At 49.5% G+C, this 24,346-nt stretch carries 28 protein-coding genes and 1 other annotated feature (1 of these 29 only partly in view); of the genes, 26 read left to right on the top strand and 2 right to left on the bottom strand.

The annotated features are described in order from the left end of the window. Nucleotide 1: 1 nt before the first annotated feature. The 11 genes from dagF (at nt 2) to pssA (ending at nt 11,127) form a co-directional block, all read left to right on the top strand. Nucleotides 2-757: a 2-dehydro-3-deoxy-phosphogluconate aldolase gene (gene dagF, locus PGL02S_RS25440; RefSeq protein WP_036638400.1), complete on the top strand. Its 756-nt coding sequence runs from the start codon at nt 2-4 to the stop codon at nt 755-757. Next, nucleotides 750-1,766, top strand: coding sequence for a sugar kinase (locus PGL02S_RS25435; protein ID WP_036638402.1), 1,017 nt, complete (start codon nt 750-752; stop codon nt 1,764-1,766). Before dagF ends, PGL02S_RS25435 begins: the two co-directional genes overlap by 8 nt. Nucleotides 1,767-1,774: 8 nt before the next feature. Beyond that, on the top strand, nt 1,775-2,491 hold the full coding sequence (locus tag PGL02S_RS25430; RefSeq protein ID WP_006212960.1) for a GntR family transcriptional regulator: 717 nt from the start codon (nt 1,775-1,777) through the stop codon (nt 2,489-2,491). A gap of 352 nt (nt 2,492-2,843) precedes the next feature. Next, nucleotides 2,844-3,305: a CtsR family transcriptional regulator gene (locus PGL02S_RS25425; protein ID WP_006212959.1), complete on the top strand. Its 462-nt coding sequence runs from the start codon at nt 2,844-2,846 to the stop codon at nt 3,303-3,305. A 23-nt stretch (nt 3,306-3,328) separates the two neighbouring features. Then, entirely contained in the window at nt 3,329-3,853 is a 525-nt protein-coding gene (locus PGL02S_RS25420; RefSeq protein WP_006212958.1) for a UvrB/UvrC motif-containing protein, read from the top strand. 38 nt (nt 3,854-3,891) lie between these two features. Next, nucleotides 3,892-4,956 (top strand): protein arginine kinase, encoded by a 1,065-nt coding sequence (locus PGL02S_RS25415; RefSeq protein WP_006212957.1) that lies wholly within the window; start codon nt 3,892-3,894, stop codon nt 4,954-4,956. A gap of 109 nt (nt 4,957-5,065) precedes the next feature. Then, nucleotides 5,066-7,522: an ATP-dependent protease ATP-binding subunit ClpC gene (gene clpC / locus PGL02S_RS25410; protein WP_006212956.1), complete on the top strand. Its 2,457-nt coding sequence runs from the start codon at nt 5,066-5,068 to the stop codon at nt 7,520-7,522. Nucleotide 7,523: 1 nt separating this feature from the next. Continuing rightward, nucleotides 7,524-7,766 (top strand): hypothetical protein, encoded by a 243-nt coding sequence (locus tag PGL02S_RS28425; protein ID WP_155984589.1) that lies wholly within the window; start codon nt 7,524-7,526, stop codon nt 7,764-7,766. 115 nt (nt 7,767-7,881) lie between these two features. Beyond that, nucleotides 7,882-9,249: a DNA repair protein RadA gene (gene radA, locus PGL02S_RS25405; protein ID WP_036638403.1), complete on the top strand. Its 1,368-nt coding sequence runs from the start codon at nt 7,882-7,884 to the stop codon at nt 9,247-9,249. A 13-nt stretch (nt 9,250-9,262) separates the two neighbouring features. Beyond that, on the top strand, nt 9,263-10,339 hold the full coding sequence (gene disA, locus PGL02S_RS25400) for a DNA integrity scanning diadenylate cyclase DisA (protein ID WP_036638410.1): 1,077 nt from the start codon (nt 9,263-9,265) through the stop codon (nt 10,337-10,339). A gap of 50 nt (nt 10,340-10,389) precedes the next feature. After that, a complete protein-coding gene (pssA, locus tag PGL02S_RS25395) occupies nt 10,390-11,127 on the top strand; it encodes a CDP-diacylglycerol--serine O-phosphatidyltransferase (RefSeq protein ID WP_006212953.1) in 738 nt (245 codons plus the stop codon). A gap of 132 nt (nt 11,128-11,259) precedes the next feature. Here the strand turns inward: pssA and PGL02S_RS25390 are convergent, their stop codons facing one another. Then, on the bottom strand, nt 11,260-11,655 hold the full coding sequence (locus tag PGL02S_RS25390; RefSeq protein ID WP_036638413.1) for a nucleoside triphosphate pyrophosphohydrolase family protein: 396 nt from the start codon (nt 11,653-11,655) through the stop codon (nt 11,260-11,262). Nucleotides 11,656-11,997: 342 nt separating this feature from the next. On the opposite strand from PGL02S_RS25390, the gene PGL02S_RS25385 reads away from it, so the two are divergent. The 4 genes from PGL02S_RS25385 (at nt 11,998) to gltX (ending at nt 15,889) form a co-directional block, all read left to right on the top strand. Then, entirely contained in the window at nt 11,998-13,086 is a 1,089-nt protein-coding gene (locus PGL02S_RS25385; protein ID WP_006212951.1) for a PIN/TRAM domain-containing protein, read from the top strand. A 74-nt stretch (nt 13,087-13,160) separates the two neighbouring features. Further along, a complete protein-coding gene (gene ispD, locus PGL02S_RS25380; RefSeq protein ID WP_036638416.1) occupies nt 13,161-13,859 on the top strand; it encodes a 2-C-methyl-D-erythritol 4-phosphate cytidylyltransferase in 699 nt (232 codons plus the stop codon). Beyond that, nucleotides 13,856-14,344, top strand: coding sequence for a 2-C-methyl-D-erythritol 2,4-cyclodiphosphate synthase (gene ispF / locus PGL02S_RS25375; protein ID WP_006212949.1), 489 nt, complete (start codon nt 13,856-13,858; stop codon nt 14,342-14,344). The genes ispD and ispF overlap by 4 nt, the downstream gene beginning before the upstream one ends. 81 nt (nt 14,345-14,425) lie before the next feature. After that, the gene (gene gltX, locus PGL02S_RS25370; protein ID WP_006212948.1) at nt 14,426-15,889 is read left to right on the top strand and encodes a glutamate--tRNA ligase; all 1,464 of its coding nucleotides are present in this window, start codon (nt 14,426-14,428) and stop codon (nt 15,887-15,889) included. A gap of 286 nt (nt 15,890-16,175) precedes the next feature. Here gltX and PGL02S_RS28420 read toward each other — a convergent pair whose 3' ends face one another. Next, the gene (locus tag PGL02S_RS28420) at nt 16,176-16,400 is read right to left on the bottom strand and encodes a hypothetical protein (protein ID WP_148246398.1); all 225 of its coding nucleotides are present in this window, start codon (nt 16,398-16,400) and stop codon (nt 16,176-16,178) included. A 181-nt stretch (nt 16,401-16,581) separates the two neighbouring features. Between PGL02S_RS28420 and cysE the strand changes: the two genes are divergently transcribed. The 11 genes from cysE (at nt 16,582) to rplA (ending at nt 24,159) form a co-directional block, all read left to right on the top strand. Beyond that, nucleotides 16,582-17,271 carry a serine O-acetyltransferase gene (gene cysE / locus PGL02S_RS25365; RefSeq protein ID WP_036638418.1) on the top strand — a complete coding sequence of 230 codons (690 nt, stop codon included), beginning with the start codon at nt 16,582-16,584 and terminating at the stop codon, nt 17,269-17,271. Nucleotides 17,272-17,345: 74 nt separating this feature from the next. After that, a complete protein-coding gene (cysS, locus tag PGL02S_RS25360) occupies nt 17,346-18,752 on the top strand; it encodes a cysteine--tRNA ligase (RefSeq protein WP_006212946.1) in 1,407 nt (468 codons plus the stop codon). Next, nucleotides 18,749-19,192, top strand: coding sequence for a Mini-ribonuclease 3 (locus PGL02S_RS25355; protein ID WP_006212945.1), 444 nt, complete (start codon nt 18,749-18,751; stop codon nt 19,190-19,192). The genes cysS and PGL02S_RS25355 overlap by 4 nt, the downstream gene beginning before the upstream one ends. 89 nt (nt 19,193-19,281) lie before the next feature. Further along, nucleotides 19,282-20,034, top strand: a complete 753-nt coding sequence (gene rlmB, locus PGL02S_RS25350) for a 23S rRNA (guanosine(2251)-2'-O)-methyltransferase RlmB (protein ID WP_006212944.1) — start codon at nt 19,282-19,284, stop codon at nt 20,032-20,034. Between the two features lie 5 nt (nt 20,035-20,039). After that, nucleotides 20,040-20,558 (top strand): NYN domain-containing protein, encoded by a 519-nt coding sequence (locus PGL02S_RS25345; RefSeq protein ID WP_036638422.1) that lies wholly within the window; start codon nt 20,040-20,042, stop codon nt 20,556-20,558. Nucleotides 20,559-20,763: 205 nt separating this feature from the next. Next, nucleotides 20,764-21,408, top strand: a complete 645-nt coding sequence (gene sigH / locus PGL02S_RS25340) for an RNA polymerase sporulation sigma factor SigH (protein ID WP_006212942.1) — start codon at nt 20,764-20,766, stop codon at nt 21,406-21,408. A gap of 560 nt (nt 21,409-21,968) precedes the next feature. Then, entirely contained in the window at nt 21,969-22,118 is a 150-nt protein-coding gene (rpmG, locus tag PGL02S_RS25335) for a 50S ribosomal protein L33 (protein ID WP_006212941.1), read from the top strand. Between the two features lie 24 nt (nt 22,119-22,142). Then, the gene (gene secE, locus PGL02S_RS25330) at nt 22,143-22,334 is read left to right on the top strand and encodes a preprotein translocase subunit SecE (protein ID WP_006212940.1); all 192 of its coding nucleotides are present in this window, start codon (nt 22,143-22,145) and stop codon (nt 22,332-22,334) included. A gap of 21 nt (nt 22,335-22,355) precedes the next feature. Then, nucleotides 22,356-22,889, top strand: a complete 534-nt coding sequence (gene nusG / locus PGL02S_RS25325) for a transcription termination/antitermination protein NusG (RefSeq protein WP_006212939.1) — start codon at nt 22,356-22,358, stop codon at nt 22,887-22,889. Between the two features lie 71 nt (nt 22,890-22,960). Further along, nucleotides 22,961-23,386 (top strand): 50S ribosomal protein L11, encoded by a 426-nt coding sequence (rplK, locus tag PGL02S_RS25320; RefSeq protein WP_006212938.1) that lies wholly within the window; start codon nt 22,961-22,963, stop codon nt 23,384-23,386. An 80-nt stretch (nt 23,387-23,466) separates the two neighbouring features. Continuing rightward, nucleotides 23,467-24,159: a 50S ribosomal protein L1 gene (gene rplA, locus PGL02S_RS25315; RefSeq protein WP_006212937.1), complete on the top strand. Its 693-nt coding sequence runs from the start codon at nt 23,467-23,469 to the stop codon at nt 24,157-24,159. Nucleotides 24,160-24,228: 69 nt separating this feature from the next. Further along, nucleotides 24,229-24,346: a sequence feature (ribosomal protein L10 leader region), on the top strand (it continues 40 nt past the right edge of the window).

The following is a 24,346-nucleotide window of genomic DNA, read 5'->3' as shown; positions in this document are numbered from 1 at the left end:
AATGGCCAATATGGAGAAACGTCTTTACAGAAACCGCGCAGCACTGAATGTGCTTGCGGGCAGCATCCAGAATGCAAAGGAAATATTCGAAGCAGCGGAAGGACATGTGGTGGTCGGTGTGTTGTCGAAGAACTATCCGAACGTGCAAGAGGCCATTATCGCGATGAAGGAGTACGGTGCTGTTATTGAAGATGCCGTGTCTATCGGACTTGGAGCAGGGGATAACCGGCAAGCGGCAGTCGTAGCAGAGATCGTGAAGGGCTATCCAGGCACGCATATCAATCAGGTATTCCCTGCCGTTGGCGCTACCCGTGCTAACTTGGGGGGAGAGGAAAGCTGGATAAACAGCCTTGTGTCCCCTTCGGGTCAGGTGGGCTACGTGAACATATCTACCGGCCCGGTGAGCGCTGCCGGAACGGATGCGGCCATCATTCCTATTAAAGCCGCTATTGCGCTTGTGCGCGATATGGGAGGCAATGCACTGAAATATTTCCCGATGCAGGGGCTGAAGCTAGAGGATGAATACCGCGCGGTAGCGAAGGCATGTGCAGAGGAAGGTTTTGCGCTCGAGCCGACTGGTGGCATCGATAAAGAGAATTTTGAAGCGATTGTACGTATTGCATTGGAAGCGAGAGTACAGCAGGTTATTCCTCACGTATATTCCTCCATCATCGATTCAACCAGCGGCGATACCATCATCAGTGATGTTCGGGAACTGCATCAAAAGTTAAAAGCGCTGGTTGACCAATATGCCTAAGAGAATCGCTGCCTATGGCGAAGTGATGATGCGGCTGCAAGTACCAGGGTATGCATCTTTGGCTCAGGAGAGCCATTTGAATTACTCCTTCTCGGGCACCGGTGTCAATATCGCATCGGCCATCGCCAGATTCGGTCATACTGGATTTCTGGTCAGCACGCTGCCGGATAACCCGCTTGGTGAAGCGGCGATCTCATACCTGCGCAAGCTTGGTATTGGCACATCGCTGATTAGCCGGGGAGGCAAATACGTGGGCATGTATTTCCTGGAGAACGGCTTCGGTGTGCGGCCCGGACGTGTCACGTACACGGATCGGCTGGGCAGCAGTTTTAATACGGCAGCGGATGAGATGTACGATTTCGGGGCGATTGCCGAAAGCGTGGATATGATACACTTTTGCGGCATTACCCTCTCGATGAACGACACGGTGCGGGGGCAGATGAAGACGTTGGCCAAGGAAGTTAAGGCAAGAGGCGGTACGGTTGTGTTCGATTGCAACTATCGTCCCTCTTTATGGGGTGCGGACCGCTACGACTTTGCCAAGCCGCATTATGAGGAAATGCTGTCATTGGCGGACATTGTTTTTATGAACGAGAAAGACGCTCTCTATATTCTCGGCATGGAGACGACGCGTGAAGACCGGAACGAGCAGCTGCAGGAGTTGATTCCGCAGGTAGCCGCGAAGTATAATATTACGGTTGCGTCGGGGACCCACCGCAAGATCAACGGGGATAATACCCATTCCCTGCAAGGATATCTATACACGGACGGAGTCTTTAATTTTTCCCAAACATTGACGTTCTCCGTTCATGACCGTATCGGAGCAGGCGACGCCTATGCCAGTGGTGTGCTTCACGGAATTTCAGAGGGATATGAACCGGGACGGACGGTTGATTTTGCCGCCGCTGCCGCGATGCTTGCCCATACCGTAACGGGAGATACGCCGACGGCGAATGAACGCGAAGTCCTTCAGGCGATGAGTCAGCATATGTCTGATGTGGAAAGGTAGGAGGAAGTATGTCGATCACGCGGAAGAACGGTCCATTATATCTGCAAATCAAGAAGATCATTAAAGATCGGATTCTGCATGGGGTTTACCCACTTGGTGCCCATATTCCTTCCGAGCCGCAGCTGGAGCAGGAATTCAATGTCAGCAAAATGACAGTTCGTAATGCCATCCAGGAGCTGTATCAGGAGGGATATGTAGAGAAACGGAGCGGAGTGGGAACGATTGTGACCCGGAACACCTCCTTTTCCAAACTTTCCAAGGGCAAGCTGTTTACGGAGATTTTGGTTGAAGAAGGACACCAGATTCGGAAGCGCCACCTGAAGACGGAATGGGTGCATAACGAGCCGGATAGTGAATTATACTTGAAATTCGGCGAACGGTGCCTGCTTATTGAACGGTTGTATTTGCTCGACGGGAACCCTTATATTTACTATACACATTATGTGTCAGCCCAAGTGGATATGGGGGAGGAGTTCGATTCCAACGAACTGCTATCCCTGTATGACCGTATCGAGGAGAGTCAAATTACGTTGGAGAATTTCCGGGATCGCTTTCTGGCGACCGTAGCCGATGATGAGATTGCACCACTGCTTGAAGTAAGTGCAGGCGCACCGCTGCTCAAGCGGTTGAGATCCTCGTACGACGGAGCGGGCAGCATGATTGAATACAGCATCGGTTATTATAATACGGAATTACAGCATTATTTGATTAGTTATGATGTTTGATGGCGTGAATTTATAGATGGTGATGAAGAAGTGGCCCTTAAACCGGTGTTTATCGGAAATGGAGGCTGCTTCTTTTTTTGCCGCCATATTGAATGGATCTTCAGAAAAAGGCTATAAGGGTTCGAATTAGTGGGTACAATAAGAATAAATGGACTGCAGGATGAATTCGCTAAGACCCTCTTGGCAAAATGAAAAAATGTGCTATAATGAGATTAAAGTCAAAGAAAGTCAAAGTCAACGAGAGGGTTCGCTGATTTTGATTATGGTTAAACCAAGTATAAGCAAGGCTCTGTGCGGACGTGTAAGATCACTATCCGTCTTAACGTTTCAAACAGTGGAGGATGAACAGACCATGCGTAATATCTCTGATATTATCGAACAATACCTGAAGAGCATACTGCAGGAAAGTCCGGAAGGCACCGTTGAAATTCAGCGTAACGATCTGGCAGAGCAATTTTCTTGCGTTCCTTCCCAGATTAATTACGTCATCAGTACACGGTTTACCTTGGAGAAGGGCTTTCTCGTGGAAAGCAAGCGCGGCGGGGGCGGTTACATACGCATCCAGCGTATTGAGCTTCCTCAGCATACTGCACTCCAGCAGCATCTTCATCATACAATCGGCAGCATGATTGATCAGACGGTAGCGGAAGGGCTGATCTATCAGCTGGAGGAATCCCGGTTTTTGACGAGGCGGGAGGCCAGTCTGATGCGGGCCGCCATTTCAAGGGAATGCCTGAATGTGAAGCTTCCTTATCGGGATGAGCTGCGTGCAAGGATTATGAAGGCGATGCTTATTTCTTTATTAGGTAAGTGAGTCTGTGTAAGGAGGCATTGGATATGGTATGCCAAGAATGCGGTAAACGGCCAGCGACACTTCATTTCACCAAAATTGTGAACGGGGAAAAAACAGAGTTTCATTTTTGCGAAACTTGTGCCCGCGAAAAAGGGGAATTGATCCCCGGTACGTCGAATGGTTTTTCTATACACAGTTTGCTGTCGGGTCTCCTGGATCTGGATCCTTCAGGCAAGGGCCAGACTCCCGGTGCCAAAATGGCTCAGACGCTGCAATGTGAAGAATGCGGTATGACGTATTCGCAGTTCAGCAAGCTTGGCCGATTCGGCTGCAGCTCGTGTTATAAATATTTCTCGGATCGATTGGATCCGTTGTTCAAGCGAGTCCATGGCGGTACATCCCATGTTGGCAAGGTGCCGAAGCGCACAGGGGGTCGTATTCAGATCAAACGCCAAATCGACGAGCTTAAGAAAGAACTTCAATTCCGGATTGTGCAGGAGGAATTCGAAACCGCCGCCGAGATCCGGGACCAGATCCGTGAGCTGGAGAAGAATATCGCTCAGGGATAAGATCTAATGAGTATGCACTTTAGTAGGAGGAATGCGTGATGTCTAATCTCCGGTTTACCGATACGGCGCTCAGCGAGTGGATGCGCGGAACCGGTCAGGATTCCGACATTGTCATCAGCACCCGTGTCAGGGTGGCGCGAAATCTGCAGCATCTTCCTTTCCCGCTGCTGGCAACGGATCAGCAGTCAGGAGAAGTGCTAGAGCGCCTGACCCGTGTGTTAAATGATAAGGAAGATTTGCAGGATTTTGGGGATTTGCATGTAATTAAATTAAGTGAGATTGATGAGCTGGATAAGAAGGTTCTCGTTGAGAAGCATCTGATCAGTCCCAATCTGGCGAATGAATCCCGTAATGGTGCAGTCATCCTTACCGAAGATGAGTCCGTCAGCATTATGATCAATGAAGAGGATCATCTACGCATACAGTGCTTATATCCCGGATTTCAGGTTCGGGAGGCATGGGAACGTGCCACTGCGCTGGATGATGTTTTTGAATCCGAAATCGATTATGCGTTTGATGACAAACGAGGTTATCTCACAAGCTGTCCGACGAATGTCGGTACCGGTCTTCGGGCCTCTGTCATGATGCATCTGCCGGCTCTCGTTATGACGCAGCAGATCAATCGAATTCTTTCGGCTGTATCGCAGGTGGGTCTGACCGTAAGAGGAATTTATGGTGAAGGCAGCGAAGCATTAGGCAACCTGTTTCAAATCTCGAATCAGATAACGCTCGGTCAAACCGAGGCGGAGATCATCGAGAATCTTCACAGCGTCGCCCTGCAGATCATCGAGCATGAGAAGAATGCCAGAGCGCGGCTCTTGGGTGACTCCAAGCTCCGTATTACGGACCGGGTGATGCGCTCTTACGGCATACTGTCCTACGCGGCAGTAATGGATTCCAAGGAAGCAGCCCAACGCTTGTCCGACGTTCGACTTGGGGTGGATCTCGGCCTCCTGGAAGGTCCGGAAATTCCGGTAATGAATGAGCTGAATGTGAAGACACAGCCGGGTTTTCTGCAAAAAACCTTTGGAGAGGGCATGCATCCTTCCGAACGAGATATGTACAGGGCTAAACTCATCAGAGAAACATTAGGTAACCATTAAGGATTGATTCTCGTTTTACTAATGGATGAACGGAAACGTCGCAATAACTGGCGATACACCGAAATCCGCGAGGTTAAATATATTAATTGAAACGTGGAGGTGCAATACTATGATGTTTGGCAGATTTACGGAACGTGCACAAAAGGTGCTTGCATTGGCTCAGGAAGAAGCGGTACGTCTGGGTCACAACAATATCGGCACAGAACATATCCTGCTTGGACTTATTCGTGAAGGAGACGGCATTGCAGCCAAAGCGCTGATCGGACTTGGACTGGGTCTGGAGAAAATCCAGGACGAAGTGGAGACTTTAATCGGACGCGGACAGGAGCAGCCAACTAACATTGCTTATACGCCTAGAGCGAAAAAAGTAATTGAGCTCTCCATGGACGAAGCCCGAAAGCTCGGTCACACGTATGTGGGTACGGAGCACATTTTACTGGGACTGATTCGTGAGGGTGAAGGGGTTGCAGCACGCGTGCTAAACAACCTGGGCATCAGCCTGAACAAAGCCCGTCAGCAGGTTCTGCAGCTTCTTGGCAGCAGCGAGGCGGTATCCAGCCATCACGGTACGCCGCAGAACGTGAGCACGCCTACGCTGGACAGTCTTGCTCGTGACCTGACCGCCATTGCCAAAGAAGGCAACCTCGATCCGGTCATTGGCCGCAGCAAGGAAATTGAGCGCGTCATCCAGGTGCTGAGCCGTCGTACGAAGAACAACCCCGTATTGATTGGTGAGCCTGGAGTAGGTAAAACAGCCATTGCCGAAGGTTTAGCACAGCGCATCATTAACAATGAGATTCCGGAGACGCTGCGCGATAAGCGCGTTATGACGCTCGATATGGGTTCTGTTGTAGCGGGTACGAAATACCGCGGCGAGTTTGAGGATCGTCTGAAGAAAATCATGGATGAGATTCGCCAAGCCGGCAACATCGTTCTGTTCATTGATGAGCTGCATACCCTGATTGGTGCGGGCGGAGCAGAAGGAGCGATTGACGCTTCCAACATCCTTAAGCCTTCATTGGCACGCGGTGAGCTTCAGTGCATCGGGGCAACCACGCTGGACGAATACCGTAAATACATTGAAAAAGATGCTGCCCTTGAGCGCCGGTTCCAGCCGATTACGGTTGACCAACCATCGCCTGAGGAAGCCATTCAGATTCTGTATGGACTGCGTGACCGTTACGAAGCGCATCACCGTGTGAAGATTACGGATGAAGCGATAGAGCAGGCAGTGAAATTGTCCGACCGCTATATCACCGACCGTTTCCTGCCGGATAAAGCAATTGATCTGATCGATGAGGCCGGTTCGAAAGTTCGCCTTCATACGTATACTATACCGCCAAATCTGAAGGATCAGGAAGCACATCTGGAGGATATCCGCAAAGAGAAGGACGCAGCAGTCCAAAGCCAGGAATTCGAGAAAGCAGCCGCACTGCGCGATACGGAGCAAAAGCTGCGTGAAGAACTCGAAATCACGAAGAACCAATGGAAAGAGAAGCAAGGCCGTACCGATTCCGAAGTGACTCCAGAGGATATCGCTGATGTGGTGGCCAACTGGACCGGTATTCCTGTGAATAAACTGAAGGAAGAAGAGACCGAGCGTCTTCTGAATCTGGAAGAAATCCTGCACAGCCGTGTCATCGGCCAAGAGGAAGCTGTAAAAGCAGTCAGCCGTGCGGTTCGCCGGGCACGTGCAGGACTGAAAGATCCGAAGCGCCCAATGGGCTCCTTCATCTTCCTCGGTCCTACCGGGGTAGGTAAAACCGAGCTGGCACGCGCGCTTGCAGAAGCGATGTTCGGTGATGAGAATGCGGTCGTGCGGATCGATATGTCCGAGTATATGGAGAAACACTCCACGTCACGTCTCGTCGGGGCGCCTCCGGGATATGTCGGCTATGAAGAGGGCGGCCAGTTGACCGAGAAGGTTCGCCGCAAGCCGTATTCCGTTGTTCTTCTCGACGAAATTGAGAAGGCGCATCCTGAGGTATTTAACATTCTGCTTCAGGTACTGGAAGATGGTCGTCTAACTGATTCGAAAGGCCGTGTCGTGGACTTCCGGAACACGCTGATCATCCTGACGTCCAACGTGGGTGCAGAAGCGATTAAAAAGAACTCGACGCTGGGCTTTACCGCTGTGAGTGATTCAGGCCGCGATTATAACAACATGAAGGGCAAAGTGATGGATGAGCTCAAGAAGAGCTTCCGTCCAGAATTCCTGAACCGGATCGATGAGATCATTGTGTTCCACTCTCTGGAAGAGAAACACATTGCCGAAATCGTGACATTGATGTCCGATGAGCTGCGCAAGCGTCTGCTTGAGTTCGAGGTTCAATTCGAGCTTACAGACAAAGCGAAGACCTTCATTGCGAAGGAAGGCTACGATCCTGCCTTCGGTGCCCGTCCATTACGCCGGGCTATCCAGAAGCATATCGAGGATCGTCTCTCCGAAGAGCTGCTGAGAGGCAACATTACCAAAGGTGATTCGCTCATCATTGATGAGGCGAACGGCGAACTGGTTGTGAACAAGAACGAGAGCGTTACGGCCGCATCGGCTGAAACGGAATAAGTTGGAACAACAACACCCCGCTGGAGTTAAAATCCGGCGGGGATTTTGTTTTTTAATATTGGGCTGTTTTATATCGGCGGCAAAAAGACATATCGCGAAGGAAGCTGGCCTCATGTATCAACCCAGCGAAGAGGACATGTATGGTTTACATGTATTTATGTTTGTTATTAAATTGCAGCAAAAAATAACGCTGATTCTCCTTCAACCCTTCAAATTTGAAACAAATCCATCTCAAGCCGCGTAAAGTTTCTGATTAGCCTTTACGTTGAATTATAAGAAATGGTAAACTTTGAGTAATGCCTGATTTTGCAGGGTTTTACGGAATCCGACAAAAGATGTGCGACATAAAGGAGACTCACATGGCAAAAACTAAGACGAAATTTTTCTGTACCGAATGCGGCTATGAAGCGCCCAAATGGTTCGGAAAATGTCCGGGCTGCCAATCATGGAATTCCATGGTAGAAGAGACCGAGACGGTAATCAAGACGCAGGGGATGAATTCCCCTCTTTTTCATAGTAAAGAAAAACCCCTTTCGATCATAAATATAGAAAGCGGCAAAGAACCCAGAATCCAGACGGGCATTGCAGAATTGAACCGTGTGCTGGGCGGCGGGCTTGTCCCAGGCTCGCTCGTGTTGGTTGGCGGCGATCCCGGCATCGGCAAATCCACGCTGCTTCTGCAAGCCTCCAACCGATTGGCTCAGAACGACGTCCGCGTTCTGTATATTTCCGGTGAAGAATCGGTACGTCAGACGAAGCTGCGCGCTGACCGGCTCGGTGCATTGTCTCCAGAGCTGTTTGTCCTCTGCGAAACCAATCTGGAATCGATTGAGGAGGCCATTGAGAGCGTACAGCCCGGTTTTGTTGTCATCGATTCCATTCAAACCGTGTATTTGCCGGAGGTAACAAGCGCGCCGGGCAGCGTCTCCCAAGTTCGAGAGTGCACCGCCCGCTTTATGCGGCTGGCTAAGGTGAAGGGCATCGCTACGGTTCTTGTTGGTCATGTGACCAAGGAAGGAGCCATTGCAGGTCCTAGGATGCTGGAGCACATGGTGGACTGTGTGCTTTATTTTGAAGGAGAGCGTCACCATACTTACCGTTTGCTTCGTGCGGTGAAAAATCGTTTCGGTTCGACGAATGAAATTGGCATATTTGAGATGGGTGAGGATGGGCTGCGCGAAGTCGGCAATCCATCGGAACTATTTTTATCTGAACGACCATTAGGCGTAGCCGGTTCGACAGTTGTTGCAAGCATGGAGGGAACCCGGCCGGTTCTTGTCGAACTGCAGGCACTCATTTCTACGACCCATTTTCCATCACCACGTCGAATGGGCACCGGTGTGGATCATCACCGAATGAATTTAATCATTGCTGTGCTTGAAAAAAGGATGGGCATGTTCCTGCAAACACAGGATGCCTACCTGAATGTCGCCGGTGGCGTTAAGCTCGATGAACCTGCGGTGGACTTGGCAATAGCGGTCAGCATTGCATCCAGCTTCCGTGATATTCCGACCAAGCCGTATGATGTCATTTTTGGCGAGGTTGGCCTGACCGGCGAAGTTCGTGCCGTTTCAAGAGCGGAACAAAGGGTAAGAGAAGCGGAGAAGCTGGGTTTCAAGCGCGTACTCATGCCTGAGAAAAGTTTGAAGGGATGGAAGCATCCCAAAGGAATACAAATCATAGGAGTAAACACTGTTGCAGATGCATTAGCGGTTGCGTTAGATTAGGGGGCATACGAAGGTGAAAGAAACGAGCCAACTGGACAAAATGAATGATTTGCTAAAGCTGGTAGCACCGGGAACGCCGTTTCGCGACGGGCTGGAGAACGTGCTTCGGGCAAAGACGGGCGCCCTGATCGTTGTGGGTTACAGCCCGGAAGTAATGGAAGTTGTCGACGGCGGCTTCTCCATAAACTGCGATTTTTCGCCAAACTATTTATACGAGCTGGCCAAGATGGATGGCGCCATCATCTTAAGCGAAGACCTGAAACGGATTTTGTATGCCAATACCCAGTTGATCCCTGATTCCTCGATCTCTTCCATCGAGACAGGGATACGGCACAGAACGGCAGAGCGGGTAGCGAAACAGACGGGTAAGCTGGTGGTGTCCATTTCCCAGCGCCGTAACATTATTACGCTGTACCAAGGATCTTTGAGGTATGCGCTGAAGGAAATCGGCGTAATATTAACCAAAGCCAATCAAGCGATACAGACATTGGAGCGATACAGAGTGGTGCTTAATCAATCGCTCACGAACCTCTCTGCCTCCGAATTTGAAGAGCTGGTGACCATTCCGGAAGTTGTTAATGTCATCCAGCGCGTGGAGATGGTGCTTCGCATCAAGAAGGAAATCAAGCGTTATATTAACGAGCTCGGCAACGAAGGGCGTTTGATTAGCATGCAGATGGATGAGCTTGTGAGCAATATGGAGGAAGAGGCTTGGCTGCTATATGCAGACTACGCCCGGGAGTACAGCGAGGAGAAAATCCGCGAGATCATACTGGCGCTCAAGCGTTCGACGGATGAGGAGCTGCTGGACATTCACCATATTGTGAGGCTTCTGGGATACCCGGCTTCTGCCGCTGCTTCCGAAGAAGAAATCCTGCCGCGCGGTTACCGCATTTTGAACAAAATCCCACGCCTTCCGAACGTGATCATTCGCAATTTGGTGGATCAGTTCCGTGACTTATCCAGCATTATGTCGGCATCGATTCACGAGCTTGATGAAGTGGACGGGATTGGTGAAGTACGTGCACGCACCATAAAAGAGGGCTTGAAAAGATTGCAGGAACAAGTATTCATTGACAGACAAATCTAAAAGCCCTACAATCGATGTTCGAACGTACAATTAACGAGGTGAATATAAAAATGACGAAATCAATTCCGAACATGTTTACTTTAGGTAATCTGTTTCTCGGAATGATTGGTATCATCTTGGCGACAGAAGGTCGAACGAGTATGGCCGCCATTATGATTATCATTGCCATGCTCCTTGACGGACTGGACGGTCGGGTAGCTCGAGCATTGAATGCCCAGAGTGAATTCGGTAAAGAACTTGACTCATTATCAGATGTAATTTCCTTTGGCGTAGCTCCAGCACTTATTATGTATACCGTAGCGTTTACGGATATTAATACAGCTCTGGCTTGGACAGTAACCGCGATATTTCCGATGTGCGGCGCATTACGGCTTGCACGGTTCAACGTTCGTCCAGGAATACCGGGATATTTTATCGGCCTGCCAATCCCCGCAGCGGGAGGCGTGCTTGCAACACTGGCTTTATTCCATGAAGAGATTACAGCTCCTTATATGATATTTGCCATTTTACTTCTTTCCTATCTCATGGTTAGCGCAGTCAAGTACCCGAACTTCAAGAAGATTGGCATTCCGAAAACAGCAATTAAATTTACACCCTTTGTTATCGTAGGTGCAGTCATGGTTGCCGTGTTCTTTCCGGAACAAACCTCCATGCTCATATTCGTACCCTTGGTACTGTATGCAGGGTATGGTTTGCAGCAGAATTTCCGCAGATTGACTCGCAAAAACCGACGACGCAAGAAGGATGACCACAAATCGGATGAGGCTTATCAGTCCTCTGACCGATAAGCAGCATAACTCATTGGCTGACATAAACCCAAAATAAAAAGCATTTATTTCCCTGCTTAGGCAGCGATATAAATGCTTTTTTTGTATCCATGTATGACCTTGCCGCCATAACCGTTTGGAATGCCAACGGCTTTACGACAGGTTAAACAGACCCAATGTGGAACATTTCTGAGACTCCTTAACAACAACCTCATCCAGCTGGATGTCCAGAAGATTCGCAAGGGCAGACATATAAAATATGTTGCGGCCAAGCTCGGAGCTCACCGCTTCACGGCAGTTCTCGCACAGATGACCTTCGACGTGGGTGCCTGCCAATTCCCGGGCCGATTCGAGATCAGAGCCGATATCGAAGCTTTGCTTCGTGGCATGAAGCTCGATGCATCCGCACTCTGTGATGGCTTTGGTGACGGCACGGTTGACAGAAGCATTGCTTTGACCATTTTTAGACAGAACATCCAAGAGACTGCGGTGACGGAGCAACAATTCGGAAACTTGATCCTGAAAAGCCTGTAGACTGGGAGCACTCATTTATACATCCACCTCGATATTATGAATTGAGTTCATTATATTCCACTACTTCAGCCGATTTCAACCAATTTCAGGTGCCCGAAGGCGGTCAATTCCAATTGTGAGGTTGGTGTTAGCATACATCAAAGCCTGACGGGGGTAGGCTGGACCGTACAACAGGTGAGGTGAAAACTCCATCAATAAAAATATTAAACGAGGCACTTTCAGGGAAGTTAGATCGCATACAGCGGAAGTTTTTCTTAAAAAAAGATGACCTGGCACGATTACGACTTTATAAATTGGACCATACTGGAAAATAGAAGCAACGATATTCAGGTATAAAAAGGAGGTGTGCGGAAGCTCATGTTAAAAAAAGCTATTTTAGCATTTACGGTATTATGCGGTGCGTGGGGCGGGTATACGTTATATCATACAATGGAACGGTCTTTTCCAGGGCTCTCGCCTATTTTTGGACAAGGAATACTGGCAGCGGGAAGCGGAGCCTTCGCGGTGCTTGGTGGATTATTGTTTGGCATGATCGGTGTTCTTTCGGCTGATCGGGTATCGAGATGGCTGCACAGCCTGATCTCCTCGTTCTCCCGGATTCCGATGAATGAACTGGCCGCTGGAACGGCTGGATTGCTGGGCGGCTTACTGTTGTCCCTATTGCTCTCACCCGGGTTATCCCTGCTAGGAGAAGCTGGGCAGCTGCTGCAGGTCGGGATTACACTGCTCGGCGGGTACATCGGACTGCGGATTGGACTGGAGAAGAAGGATGAACTGGCTTCCTTATGGATGTCGGGCAAGTGGAGCCAAGCCCCTGAGCCGGAAGGAAGACGCGTTGAGGAGCACAAGATATTGGATACAAGTGTCATCATCGACGGGAGAATCGCAGATATATGCAAAACCGGATTTATCGAAGGGACCATTGTGATTCCTGAGTTTGTTCTGGAGGAGCTTCAGCATATTGCGGATTCCTCGGACCTTCTTAAACGCAACCGCGGCCGGCGTGGACTTGATATTTTGAACAAAATCCAGAAAGAGCTGGATGTAAAGGTGCTCATTTATGAAGGCGACTTTGAGGAGATATCCGAAGTCGACAGCAAGCTGGTTAAGCTCGCCAAGGTGCTTCAGGGCAAAGTAGTCACGAATGATTTCAACTTGAATAAGGTTTGTGAGCTGCAGGGCGTGTCGGTGCTGAACATAAATGATTTGGCCAATGCAGTCAAGCCGGTGGTTCTGCCCGGGGAGGAAATTCTGGTCCAGATTATCAAGGACGGCAAGGAGCATGGTCAAGGCGTTGCTTATTTGGATGATGGCACGATGATCGTTGTGGAAGGCGGACGTGAGTATATCGGCACAATGATGGAAGTGCTTGTCACCAGTGTACTGCAAACCTCAGCGGGCCGGATGATCTTCGCTAAACCGAAACTGTTGGAAAAAGCCCAGTAAACGGGGTATGATGGGGATATACATATCCGTTCTCCGTCAGTCTGACGTGAAGGGTGAAGACAGGAGTTTTGTGCATGTTGAACGACTTCGGCGCCGTTATTGTGGCGGCGGGTAAGGGAACGAGAATGGGAACCCGGGAGAGCAAGCAATACCTGGCACTGGGTGGAAAGCCCATCATCGTTCATACACTGGAAGTATTCAGCCGGATACCCTGGCTGCAGGAGATCGTGCTTGTTACGGGACCGGAGGATGTTTCGCGCTGCCAATCCTGGGTTCATGAGTACGGACTGGACAAGGTGTCCGCTGTAATTCCTGGCGGTAGCGAGAGGCAGCAATCGGTATACCAAGGTATCAAGCAAATCTCGTCAGAGTGGGTAATGATACATGACGGCGTCAGGCCGTTTGTAACACTAGAGGAAATTGAATCCTGCCGCGATGCGGCAATCCGTGAAGGCGCCTCGGTACTTGGGGTGCCTGTGAAGGATACGATTAAGCAGGTGAACGGTCAGGGGCTGATAACAGGTACCCCGGACCGTCAAAGTCTGTGGGCCGTCCAGACCCCACAGGCTTTTCGTCTTTCCGACCTGCTGTCAGCCCATGAGGCTGCAGCCAAGGAAGAGTTTACAGGGACCGACGACGCCATGCTGATGGAGCGTGCAGGACATTCGGTCATCGTGGTAGAGGGGAAATACAGCAATATCAAGATCACCACACCGGAGGATCTGGAGTATGCGGCTTTTTTACAGAAACGCAAGGGAGAGGACAAGGAATGATTCGAGTAGGACAGGGGTTTGACGTGCATCAACTGGTGGAAGGAAGACCGTGTATTATCGGGGGGGTCACCATTCCTTATGAGAAAGGGCTGCTGGGACACTCCGACGCAGACGTACTGCTGCATGCGGTGACGGACGCGATTTTGGGAGCGCTTGGGCTTGGCGACATTGGGCGCCATTTTCCCGATAATGATCCGGCTTTTAAAGACGCGGACAGCCTGAAGCTTTTGGAGCAGGTATGGGCCATGGCCAAAGAGCGCGGTTATACGCTGGGAAATATCGATTCCACGATTATTGCCCAGAAGCCGAAGATGGCACCTTACATCCCGCAAATGGCGGAAGTGATCGCCAAAGCGCTGGATGCTGAGGTGGATCAGGTAAATGTGAAGGCCACCACAACCGAGCAGCTCGGGTTTACCGGCAGGGGTGAGGGAATCGCGGCACAATCGGTTGTCTGCCTTGTGAAAGGTATGCTATCCTCTTAAAGGACGCGTTCAAATCAGAGCAGATATGGAACGAATGCTTGAAGGAAATCTTTGAAGAATTAGGGAAGCGGAGGGGTTACAATGACCGGAGAAGTCCGCGTGCGTTATGCACCGAGTCCAACGGGACATTTACATATCGGCAATGCCAGAACGGCATTATTCAATTATTTATTCGCCCGCAAGAATAACGGGAAATTTATTATTCGCATCGAGGATACAGACGTAAAGCGCAACGTAGAAGGCGGAGAGCAAAGTCAGTTGAAATATTTGAAGTGGCTGGGCATGGATTGGGATGAAAGCGTGGATGTCGGAGGCGAGTATGGACCGTATCGCCAAACCGAACGTCTTGATATTTATAAGGAATATTGGCAGGACCTTTTGGATCGTGGGCTAGCTTACCGCTGCTACTGCACAGAGGAAGAACTTGAGCAGGAGCGGGAAGAGCAGATGGCTCGTGGGGAGACGCCTCGTTACTCTGGGAAACACCGGGATTTGACGGAAGAGCAGCGTCAGGCGCTTGAGGCTGAAGGGCGTGTAGCAAGCATTCGTTTTCGCGTTCCAGAGGAACGTATCTACACCTTCGATGATATGGTGAAGGGTACGATTTCTTTTAACAGCAAAGAGACGGGCGACTTCGTCATTGTCAAAAAGGATGGTATTCCTACCTACAATTTCGCGGTAGCACTCGATGATCACCTGATGAAGATCAGTCACGTGCTCCGCGGAGAGGATCATATCTCCAACACGCCGCGTCAGTTGATGATCTATGAAGCCTTCGGCTGGGAGCCGCCGCAATTCGGGCATATGACCCTGATTGTGGGCGACGATCACAAGAAGCTGAGCAAGCGTAACGAATCGATCATTCAATTCATTGAGCAGTATGATCAGCTCGGTTATTTACCTGAAGCACTGTTTAACTTCATCTCGCTGCTCGGCTGGTCTCCGGAAGGGGAAGAGGAAGTATACTCGCAAGAGCAGTTGATCTCGATCTTTGATGAGCATCGTTTGTCCAAGAGCCCTGCGGTATTCGACACCAACAAGCTGGCTCATATGAACAACACCTACATCAAGAATGCGGATCCTGATCGGATTGCTGATTTGGCCATTCCGCATCTGCAGAAAGCGAGCCGCTTGCCGTTCGAGCTTAACTCCGAGCAGGAGGAATGGGCACGCGCGCTCGTGGCGCTGTATCAAGAGCAGATGAACGCGGCCTCAGACATCGTGGATCTGTCGGAAGTGTTCTTCCGGACGCATCTGGAGCTCGATGCAGAGGGCATCGAAGTGATGGGCGGCGAGCAGGTGCCTGCCGTATTGTCCGCATTCCTTGCGAAGATCGAGCAATCCGATGAGTTTAACGCTGCGAAGATTGCTGCTCTGATTAAGGAAGTACAGAAGGAGACGGGATTTAAGGGCAAGCAGCTCTTCATGCCGATCCGCGTTGCTCTGACTGGACAAACCCATGGCCGCGATCTGAACCAGACGATCTGGCTTCTTGGCAAGGATCGTGTGCTTGACCGGCTGCGTTCCCAAATCAAGGGCGCATAACCCAGGGCACGGCAATCTTGATAAACGTTCCTTGTCAGCCTGTATCTCATCAGTTATAATTACACCAAACTATAAGTGAAATATTCTTTGATCTAGGGTTTTATTAAATGGGGCATTTACTCATACAGGGAAGTAGCGGAGAGGACGGAATCGTGTTGTAGAAGCGAAGCGTTCGCCTTTGTTTTCGGATTTCAACTATGTAGATTGACGTTCAAGAAATCTGAAAACAACAGCGATCGGAAGCACGATCCGTCAGCGCAGCGTCACTAGTGAGCAACGCGGTCATTTATGAAGCATTGATCAACAAAGATAAACGTATAAAAGCTACGATCAGGAGAAGTACGCGTAAAACAGGCACGTTCCAGAGAGGACAATCGGCAGAAGACAAGGACCACTTGAATCTGCCGGCTGAGAGTTGTCCCGTTGCCTGCAGCGGAAATGCACCTGTGAGCTGCATGGTTGAAGCGAACACAATCGTTAGATCATGCCGGTCGTCTGCCGTTAATGACATGAAGTGAATCGGTAGAATCCGTCCCGGACGAGGGGAGGATGCTTGTGCCGGTTCTAAGCAGAGTGGAACCGCGGTCTAGCGCCTCTGCAGCGATAAGCTGCAGGGGCGTTTTTTATTTTCAGGAATAACGATGGAGAGCAAGTTGCATGCGCGATTGGAAGAGGGGAAAGAGGGAGCGTTCATGTTTAAACAGATGAAATCGGATATTCGGACAGTGTTCGAGAATGACCCGGCTGCCCGGGGCCTTTTTGAAGTGGTATTCACCTACTCGGGACTTCACGCCTTGTGGTCTCATCGGGTAGCTCATGCATTATTCAAGCGGCGATGGTATACGCTGGCCCGGATCATATCTCAGATCAGCCGGTTCATGACAGGGATCGAGATTCACCCGGGAGCCCGCATCGGGAATAGACTGTTTATAGACCATGGCATGGGGGTTGTCATTGGAGAGACCTGCGAGATCGGGGATGACGTGGTGATCTATCAAGGGGTTACCCTTGGCGGCACCGGGAAGGAAAAGGGCAAGCGTCATCCGACCATCGGCAACAATGTGGTCATCGGATCAGGAGCGAAAGTGCTAGGTTCCTTTACGATTGGAGATAACTGTAATATTGGTTCCAATGCAGTCGTATTACGACCGGTTCCGCCGAACAGCACCGTTGTGGGCAATCCGGGTAAAGTCGTGAAGCAGAATGGTGAGCGTGTGCGTGACCGGCTCGATCACACCAATCTTCCGGATCCGATTGTGGATACACTGCGTTCGATGCAGATGGAGATCGATCAGCTTCGGGCGGAATTGAATGAGGGCAAACAGAATAACAACAAAACCAGGGTCTCCGAGGCCGTAATCTCGTCGGTCAAAGAGGAATGAGTTTTTTTGGAATAAGCAGCAATGTACGTGAAGGAACAATAAGTGATGGAATGAAAGGACTGGGATGATACAATATGGCACTGCAAATCTATAACACGCTAACCCGTATGAAAGAAACGTTTGTCGCTCAGGAATCTGGGAAGGTCAAGATCTATGTGTGTGGTCCTACCGTGTACGATTATATCCATATTGGGAATGCGCGCCCGATGATTTTTTTCGACGTGGTTCGCGCTTACTTCGAGAATCAGGGCAATGACGTGAGTTATGTGGTGAACTTTACGGACGTAGATGACAAAATGATCCGCAAAGCCGAACAGACCGGCACCACCGTTCCGGAGGTAGCGGATAAGTTTATCCAGGCGTATTACGAGGATTTGGACGGTCTTGGCATACCGAGAGCCACGTTAAATCCGCGGGTAACGGACAATATGGAGAATATAATCGAATTTATCCAGGAGCTTGTGGATCGCGATTTTGCGTATGAGAACGGGGGAGACGTATTCTATCGCACTCGCAAGTTTGATGATTACGGCAAGTTGTCCCAGCAAAATCTGGATGAGCTGCAGTTCGGTATTCGGATTGAGGTCGATAAGCGGAAAGAAAACCCCGAGGATTTTGTTCTATGGAAAGCAGCCAAGCCGGGAGAAATCTACTGGAGCAGCCCATGGGGAGACGGTCGTCCAGGCTGGCATATTGAGTGCTCGGCGATGGCACGCCGTTATCTTGGGGATACGCTGGATATTCATGGCGGTGGGCAGGATTTGCAGTTCCCGCATCATGAATGCGAAGTTGCGCAGTCCGAGGCATTGACGGGTAAACCGCTCGCGAACTATTGGATGCATAATGGATATATCCGTATCAATAACGAAAAAATGTCGAAGTCGCTGGGTAATGGCGTATTGGTTAAGGAGCTTCGCGAACAATATACGAAGGAAGCTGTGCGTTATTTCATGCTGTCTACCCATTACCGAAACCCGCTGAATTATAGCGATGAAGTGATGGACCAGGCACAGAACAGCGTAGAGCGTCTGGCTAATGCGGCAGCTAATATTGAACATCGCTTGAGCACGGCCATCGGTTCCAAAGACGACGAAGTGAGCCAGGAGGTTGCGGGTAAAATATCTGCGGTTCTTGGCGAATTTCATCAAAAAATGCAAGATGATTTCAATACGCCGGATGCAATCACAGCGATGTTCCAGTGGGCTAGCGAGGCGAATCAGCTGCTGAAGGAAGCTTCGATTCCTGCAGCCGACCTACATGAAGTGCTGCGTGCTTTCAACGAAATGAACGGCGTTCTTCGCATTGTCAATACCGGTACGGGCGATTTGCTGGACGAGGAGATTGAAGCCTTGATTGCTGAACGTATTGAAGCCCGGAAAAATAAAAACTGGGCGAGAGCCGATGAAATTCGCGACAAGCTGGCGGACGAAGGCATCGTGCTAGAAGATACGGCGCAAGGCATGCGCTGGCGGCGTAAATGAGCGGGGCCGAGTTTCATGACCCCGCAGCCGGTTGGTTTGACTTTCCGCCGTCGAAGCCGGCACGTCTGATTCCGCCGATCGTGCTTGCCTACATCGGAGATGCCATTTACGAGGTGGCTGTGCGGCAGTTCTTGATATCGAAGGCGAATCTTCGGCCTCATCACCTGCACCGCACAGCGACAGGATTCGTGTCGGCGAAAGCTCAGAGCCGGATATTGGCATTTCTTGATCCGGAGCTGACGGAGGAGGAGCGCGATGTGGTCCGGCAGGGACGCAATGCCAAATCGGGCAGCATACCGAAAAATGCCGATGTGCTGGAATATCGGCATGCAACGGCATTTGAGACGCTTGTTGGGTATTTATATTATACGGGAGAGCAAGACCGTCTGCGTGAGCTCATTGGAAAGAGCATAGAGTTTATCGAGGGGTCTGCTAAATAGATCGAAAGACATCAAATACCAGCAATGAAACGATACAGCCGGTATTTCCCGAAATTGGGCAGCTGGCTGATATGCAGGAGGAGACATATATGTTGCAAGAAGAGGAAGTAGTGGCTGGTAAGCATTCCGTAACGGAAGCGCTCAAATCAGGACGTACGATCAATAAAATATGGATTGCCGAGAATGCGCAGAAGCATTTGACGCTGCCCATTATTGCGGAAGCCAAAAAACTGGGCATTGTCATTCAGCACGTAGACAAGCGCAAGCTGGATCAGATGGTTCCGGGGGTTCAGCATCAGGGCGTGGTTGCCCAAGCGGCTCCTTATGCTTATGTGGAAGTGGAGGATCTGCTCAAGGTTGCGGAGGAAAAAGGGGAACCGCCTTTCCTGCTGCTTCTCGATGAAATCGAGGATCCTCATAACCTGGGCTCGATTTTGAGAACGGCCGACTGCACGGGGGCTCACGGTGTTGTACTGCCTAAGCGCCGATCCGCTCAGGTGACGGCCACCGTATCCAAAACATCGGCTGGTGCGGTAGAATACGTACCTGTAGCCAGGGTGACCAATCTGGGTCAGACGATTGACCAGCTGAAAGAAATGGGTGTCTGGGTGGTTGGCACCGTGGTTGATGCTGTTCAGGAATTGTACGATACTGAAGTATTTGACGGACCGGTCGCAATCGTAATCGGGAATGAAAGTAAAGGAATGGGGCGTCTGATCCGCGAAAAATGCGATGTGCTTGTGAAGCTGCCGATGGCTGGAAAGATCAATTCGCTTAACGCTTCGGTTGCCGCAGGTGTCGTTATGTACGAAGTTCTTCGCCGTCGCCGCCTTCAGGGTTAGCAATGATGGCCGATTGGCGGGATGTGCTGCTGGTCGATGGCTACAACATGATCGGCGGCTGGCCTTTTCTTGCGAAACTCGCCAATAGCAGCATGCAGGAAGCCCGGGATGTGCTGCTTGAGAAATTAGCGGAATATCAAGCGTATTCAGGCCTCAGAATCGTGGCGATTTTTGATGCTTACCGGGTTCCGGGCCTTGGGAAATCATATATCCAGGGTAAGGTACAGGTGTTTTTTACGAAAGAGAAGGAAACGGCCGATGAGTGCATTGAACGGCTTGTTGGAGAGTTTAGCCACCGCCGGCGTAAAATTTATGTGGCGACCAGTGATTTGATAGAACAGCATGTCATTTTTGCCCGGGGAGCGCTTCGGTTATCTGCCCGTGAGCTGCTGAATGAAGTGGAGCAGAGTGAGCGCGAAGTGAAGCAGAAAATTACGAAGGAGCAGACCAAGAGCAGGAATACACTTGACGGGAAGCTGCCGCCGGATGTGAGACAGATGTTTGAGCGCTGGCGAAGGGAATAGGACTGTTTTACACAATGGGGACGAAAATGCAGGCTCGTCTGAAGAATGGAAGCGTATATGAATCTACGAAATAGTTTACATTAAATGTTATTATCGGCCTATATTGGCTAGAACGTGGTTGACGGTCTAGTAGACATCATATATACTTGTCATATATTTCAAGCGAGTGACGGGCTACCGTGCGTTCCGGGCCGGAGGGATTCTATTGAGTGTGGACCTCAAGGAAGTCATGTTGTCAGGGTATGATGTGATAAGCGATGAAGACATTGTCGAGGCGGTCCGTGAGGGTGACAGCGGGGCGCTGGAGTATTTGATCAATAAATACCGGAATTTTGTACGTGCTAAAGCCCGTTCTTATTTTCTGATTGGTGCTGACCGGGAAGATATTGTCCAGGAAGGCATGATCGGGCTGTACAAGGCAATTCGTGATTTTAAAGGGGATAAGCTGTCCTCGTTCAAGGCCTTTGCCGAGCTCTGCATTACCAGACAGATTATTACGGCTATTAAGACCGCTACGAGACAGAAGCATATTCCGCTCAATTCGTATGTCTCATTGGACAAGCCTATTTACGATGAGGACTCCGACCGTACGCTGCTGGATGTCATTTGCGGCACAGCGGTAAGCGATCCAGAGGAACTAATCATCAATCAAGAGGAGTTTGTCGGCCTGGAAGACAAGATGTCAGAGATCTTAAGCGATCTGGAACGGAAAGTCCTGATGCTTTATCTGGACGGTCGATCCTATCAAGAGATTGCGGTGGATTTAAGGCGTCATGTGAAATCGATTGACAATGCCCTCCAGCGGGTAAAGCGAAAGCTTGAACGCTATTTGGAGGTCAGGGATAACTGAAACAACGTCGGATAAGAAGCAGAAGGCTCAAGTAGAGCCTTTTTTTAATTGTATTACAGTATTCATGATGGCCAGCTGGGAATCTCCGTATACTCTGCAGCCATTAGTCTTTTGACGGGTGATATCATGTTATGATAATGTCAAAGATCTTCATTCTGCAAAATGTGTAATATTTGGTGTTTCATCTGTTAGAAGATTGAACATACTGGATATAGAATAAATGCTGTGCAGAATGGACAAAGACTGTGAAACGCCACAGTTTTTTACAGTGAGATGTTTACAATAAACCGGGGACCTATTCCCTGGCTTAGCTGGCAATGGCATTAATTGCAGCCCGCAATCAGAGAGAAAAAGGCTTGAAATGGCGCTACCCTTGTGATAAAGTGTTTTAGGTAGGCCTAAATTCGCGTGTTTTATGAATGGATCGTTGTTACAGTTTTTGGAACAACGGTTTTATTCATCTCGCAGAAATAACCGAGTTTCGATGAGAACAAGGTTGTTTCTACTAGGATCAATATCGATTCTTCTGAAAAGAAGGACGTCTTCGGGAGGTGCACATCATGCGGGTAATTATCACTTTGGCTTGTACAAGCTGCAAACAAAGAAACTACACAACCACCAAAAACAAGCGAAATCACCCCGACCGCATGGAGATGAAGAAATTTTGCAAGTTCTGTAACGAGCAAACTCCTCATCGCGAAACCAGATAGTTTTCTTTTGGAGGTGTAGTCGGCGTGAAACGTGGTTTCAAGTCTCTGTTTTCCTTTTTCTCTGAAAGCTGGGCGGAACTTAAAAAAGTTCGCTGGCCCAATCGTAAAGAACTGACGAACTATACTTTAATTGTTCTCGGCACCATTGTGTTTGTCACGATTTATTTTTGGGTTGTAGACATCGGTATTTCCGCTGTGATCGAAGCGATAATTTAGAAGGGTCCCAGGTGGCTTGATATGGAAAAAAGATGGTACGTAGTTCATACCTATTCTGGGTATGAGAATAAAGTCAAAGCCAATTTGGAAAAACGTGTCGAGTCTATGGGCATGGAGGACAAAATATTCCGCGTTCTTGTTCCGATGGAAGAAGAAATTGTAAACAAAGACGGCAAGAAAAAAACCGTCATGCGTAAAGTTTACCCGGGATATGTCTTGGTCGAAATGATTCAGACCGATGATTCTTGGTATGTTGTCCGCAATACACCAGGAGTGACCGGTTTTGTTGGTTCGACAGGGTCCGGTTCTAAACCGACGCCTTTGCTTCCAGAAGAAGTTGAACAGATTCTGAAGCATATGGGCATGGAAGAGCCGAAACCGAAGATCGAATTCGACATTAAGGAATCCGTTCGTATCAAGGTTGGTCCTTTTGCGAATTTCGTGGGCTCCGTGGAAGAGATTTTGGCTGAAAAGAGCAAGTTGAAAGTTCACGTCAACATGTTTGGACGGGAAACCCCGCTGGAGTTGGATTATACTCAAGTGGAGAAGATTTAATTCTTCAGGTTTCTTGTGGGAGGGCGTATTATGGCGTCCGCTACCACTATTGATGCAAGGAGGTGTCAACCATGGCTAAGAAAGTTATCAAGATTGTGAAACTGCAAATTCCTGCAGGTAAAGCGAATCCGGCTCCTCCAGTAGGTCCAGCATTGGGTCAAGCGGGTGTCAACATCATGGCATTCTGTAAAGAATTCAACGCTCGTACTGCTGATCAAGCTGGTCTGATCATTCCGGTTGAAATTTCGGTGTTTGAGGATCGTTCCTTTACGTTCATCACGAAAACTCCACCGGCTGCTGTACTGCTTCGCGTAGCTGCTAAGATCGAAAAAGGATCTGGCGAGCCTAACAAGAAGAAAGTTGCAACGGTTAAGCGTGACGCTGTGCGTCAAATCGCTGAGCAAAAAATGCCTGACCTGAACGCTGCATCTGTTGAAGCTGCAATGAAGATGGTAGAGGGTACTGCCCGTAGTATGGGTATCACAATCGAAGACTAATGGTCTCTCGATTGAAACCGGACTAGGTTCGGATTATGTGGGAGGAATTTCCGCTAACACCACAAAGGAGGAAAACAAACATGGCTAAACACGGTAAGAAATACGTTGAAGCTGCGAAGCTGATTGACAGCGAAGCAACTTACGAGCCTTTGGAAGCTGTAGAGCTTGTGAAGAAGGCTGCAACTGCCAAATTCGACGAAACTGTTGAAGCGGCTGTACGTTTGGGTGTAGACCCACGTAAACAAGACCAGGCTGTTCGTGGTGTTGTTGTCTTGCCTCACGGCACAGGTAAAACACAACGCGTTCTGGTATTTGCAAAAGGTGACAAAGCGAAAGAAGCGGAAGCGGCTGGCGCTGATTTTGTTGGCGATCAAGACATGATCAACAAAATTCAACAAGGCTGGTTCGAGTTCGATGTCTGCGTAGCGACACCTGATATGATGAGTGAAGTCGGTAAACTTGGCCGTCTGCTCGGTGGTAAAGGCCTGATGCCTAACCCTAAAGCTGGTACGGTTACGTTCGATGTTGCTAAGGCTGTTCAAGAAATCAAAGCCGGTAAAATCGAGTACCGTCTGGACAAAGCAGGTCAAATCCACGCTCCAATTGGCAAAGTGTCTTTCGATGCTGCTCAATTGAATGAGAACCTCAAAGCTCTCATCGATGCATTGAATCGTGCGAAACCAGCTGCTGCTAAAGGTGTATACCTGAAAGGTATTGCTGTTTCCTCGACTATGGGACCTAGCGCTCGCGTGAACACAACGACTTACAAATAATATTACCATTGACTTCGGTTAGTGATATTTGATATTATGTAACAGTTGTGAGTCTTCGAGACTGACCTTTAAAGTTGAATATGCTTACCGTAGACAGTAGGTGCCCTAAGCAGGCTTAATTTCCTACCGAGGTGTTATGATAGAACGTCAACAATTTGTCCGGTTATCCGGCCAAATGATGATTCAT

Origin of the sequence: Paenibacillus glucanolyticus NBRC 15330, from assembly GCF_004000885.1 — a bacterium.
In the GTDB taxonomy this organism is placed as follows: Bacteria; Bacillota; Bacilli; order Paenibacillales; family Paenibacillaceae; genus Paenibacillus_AQ; species Paenibacillus_AQ glucanolyticus.
Note: the sequence above shows the minus strand (reverse complement) of the source record. Positions and strands in the feature narration are given on the sequence as shown.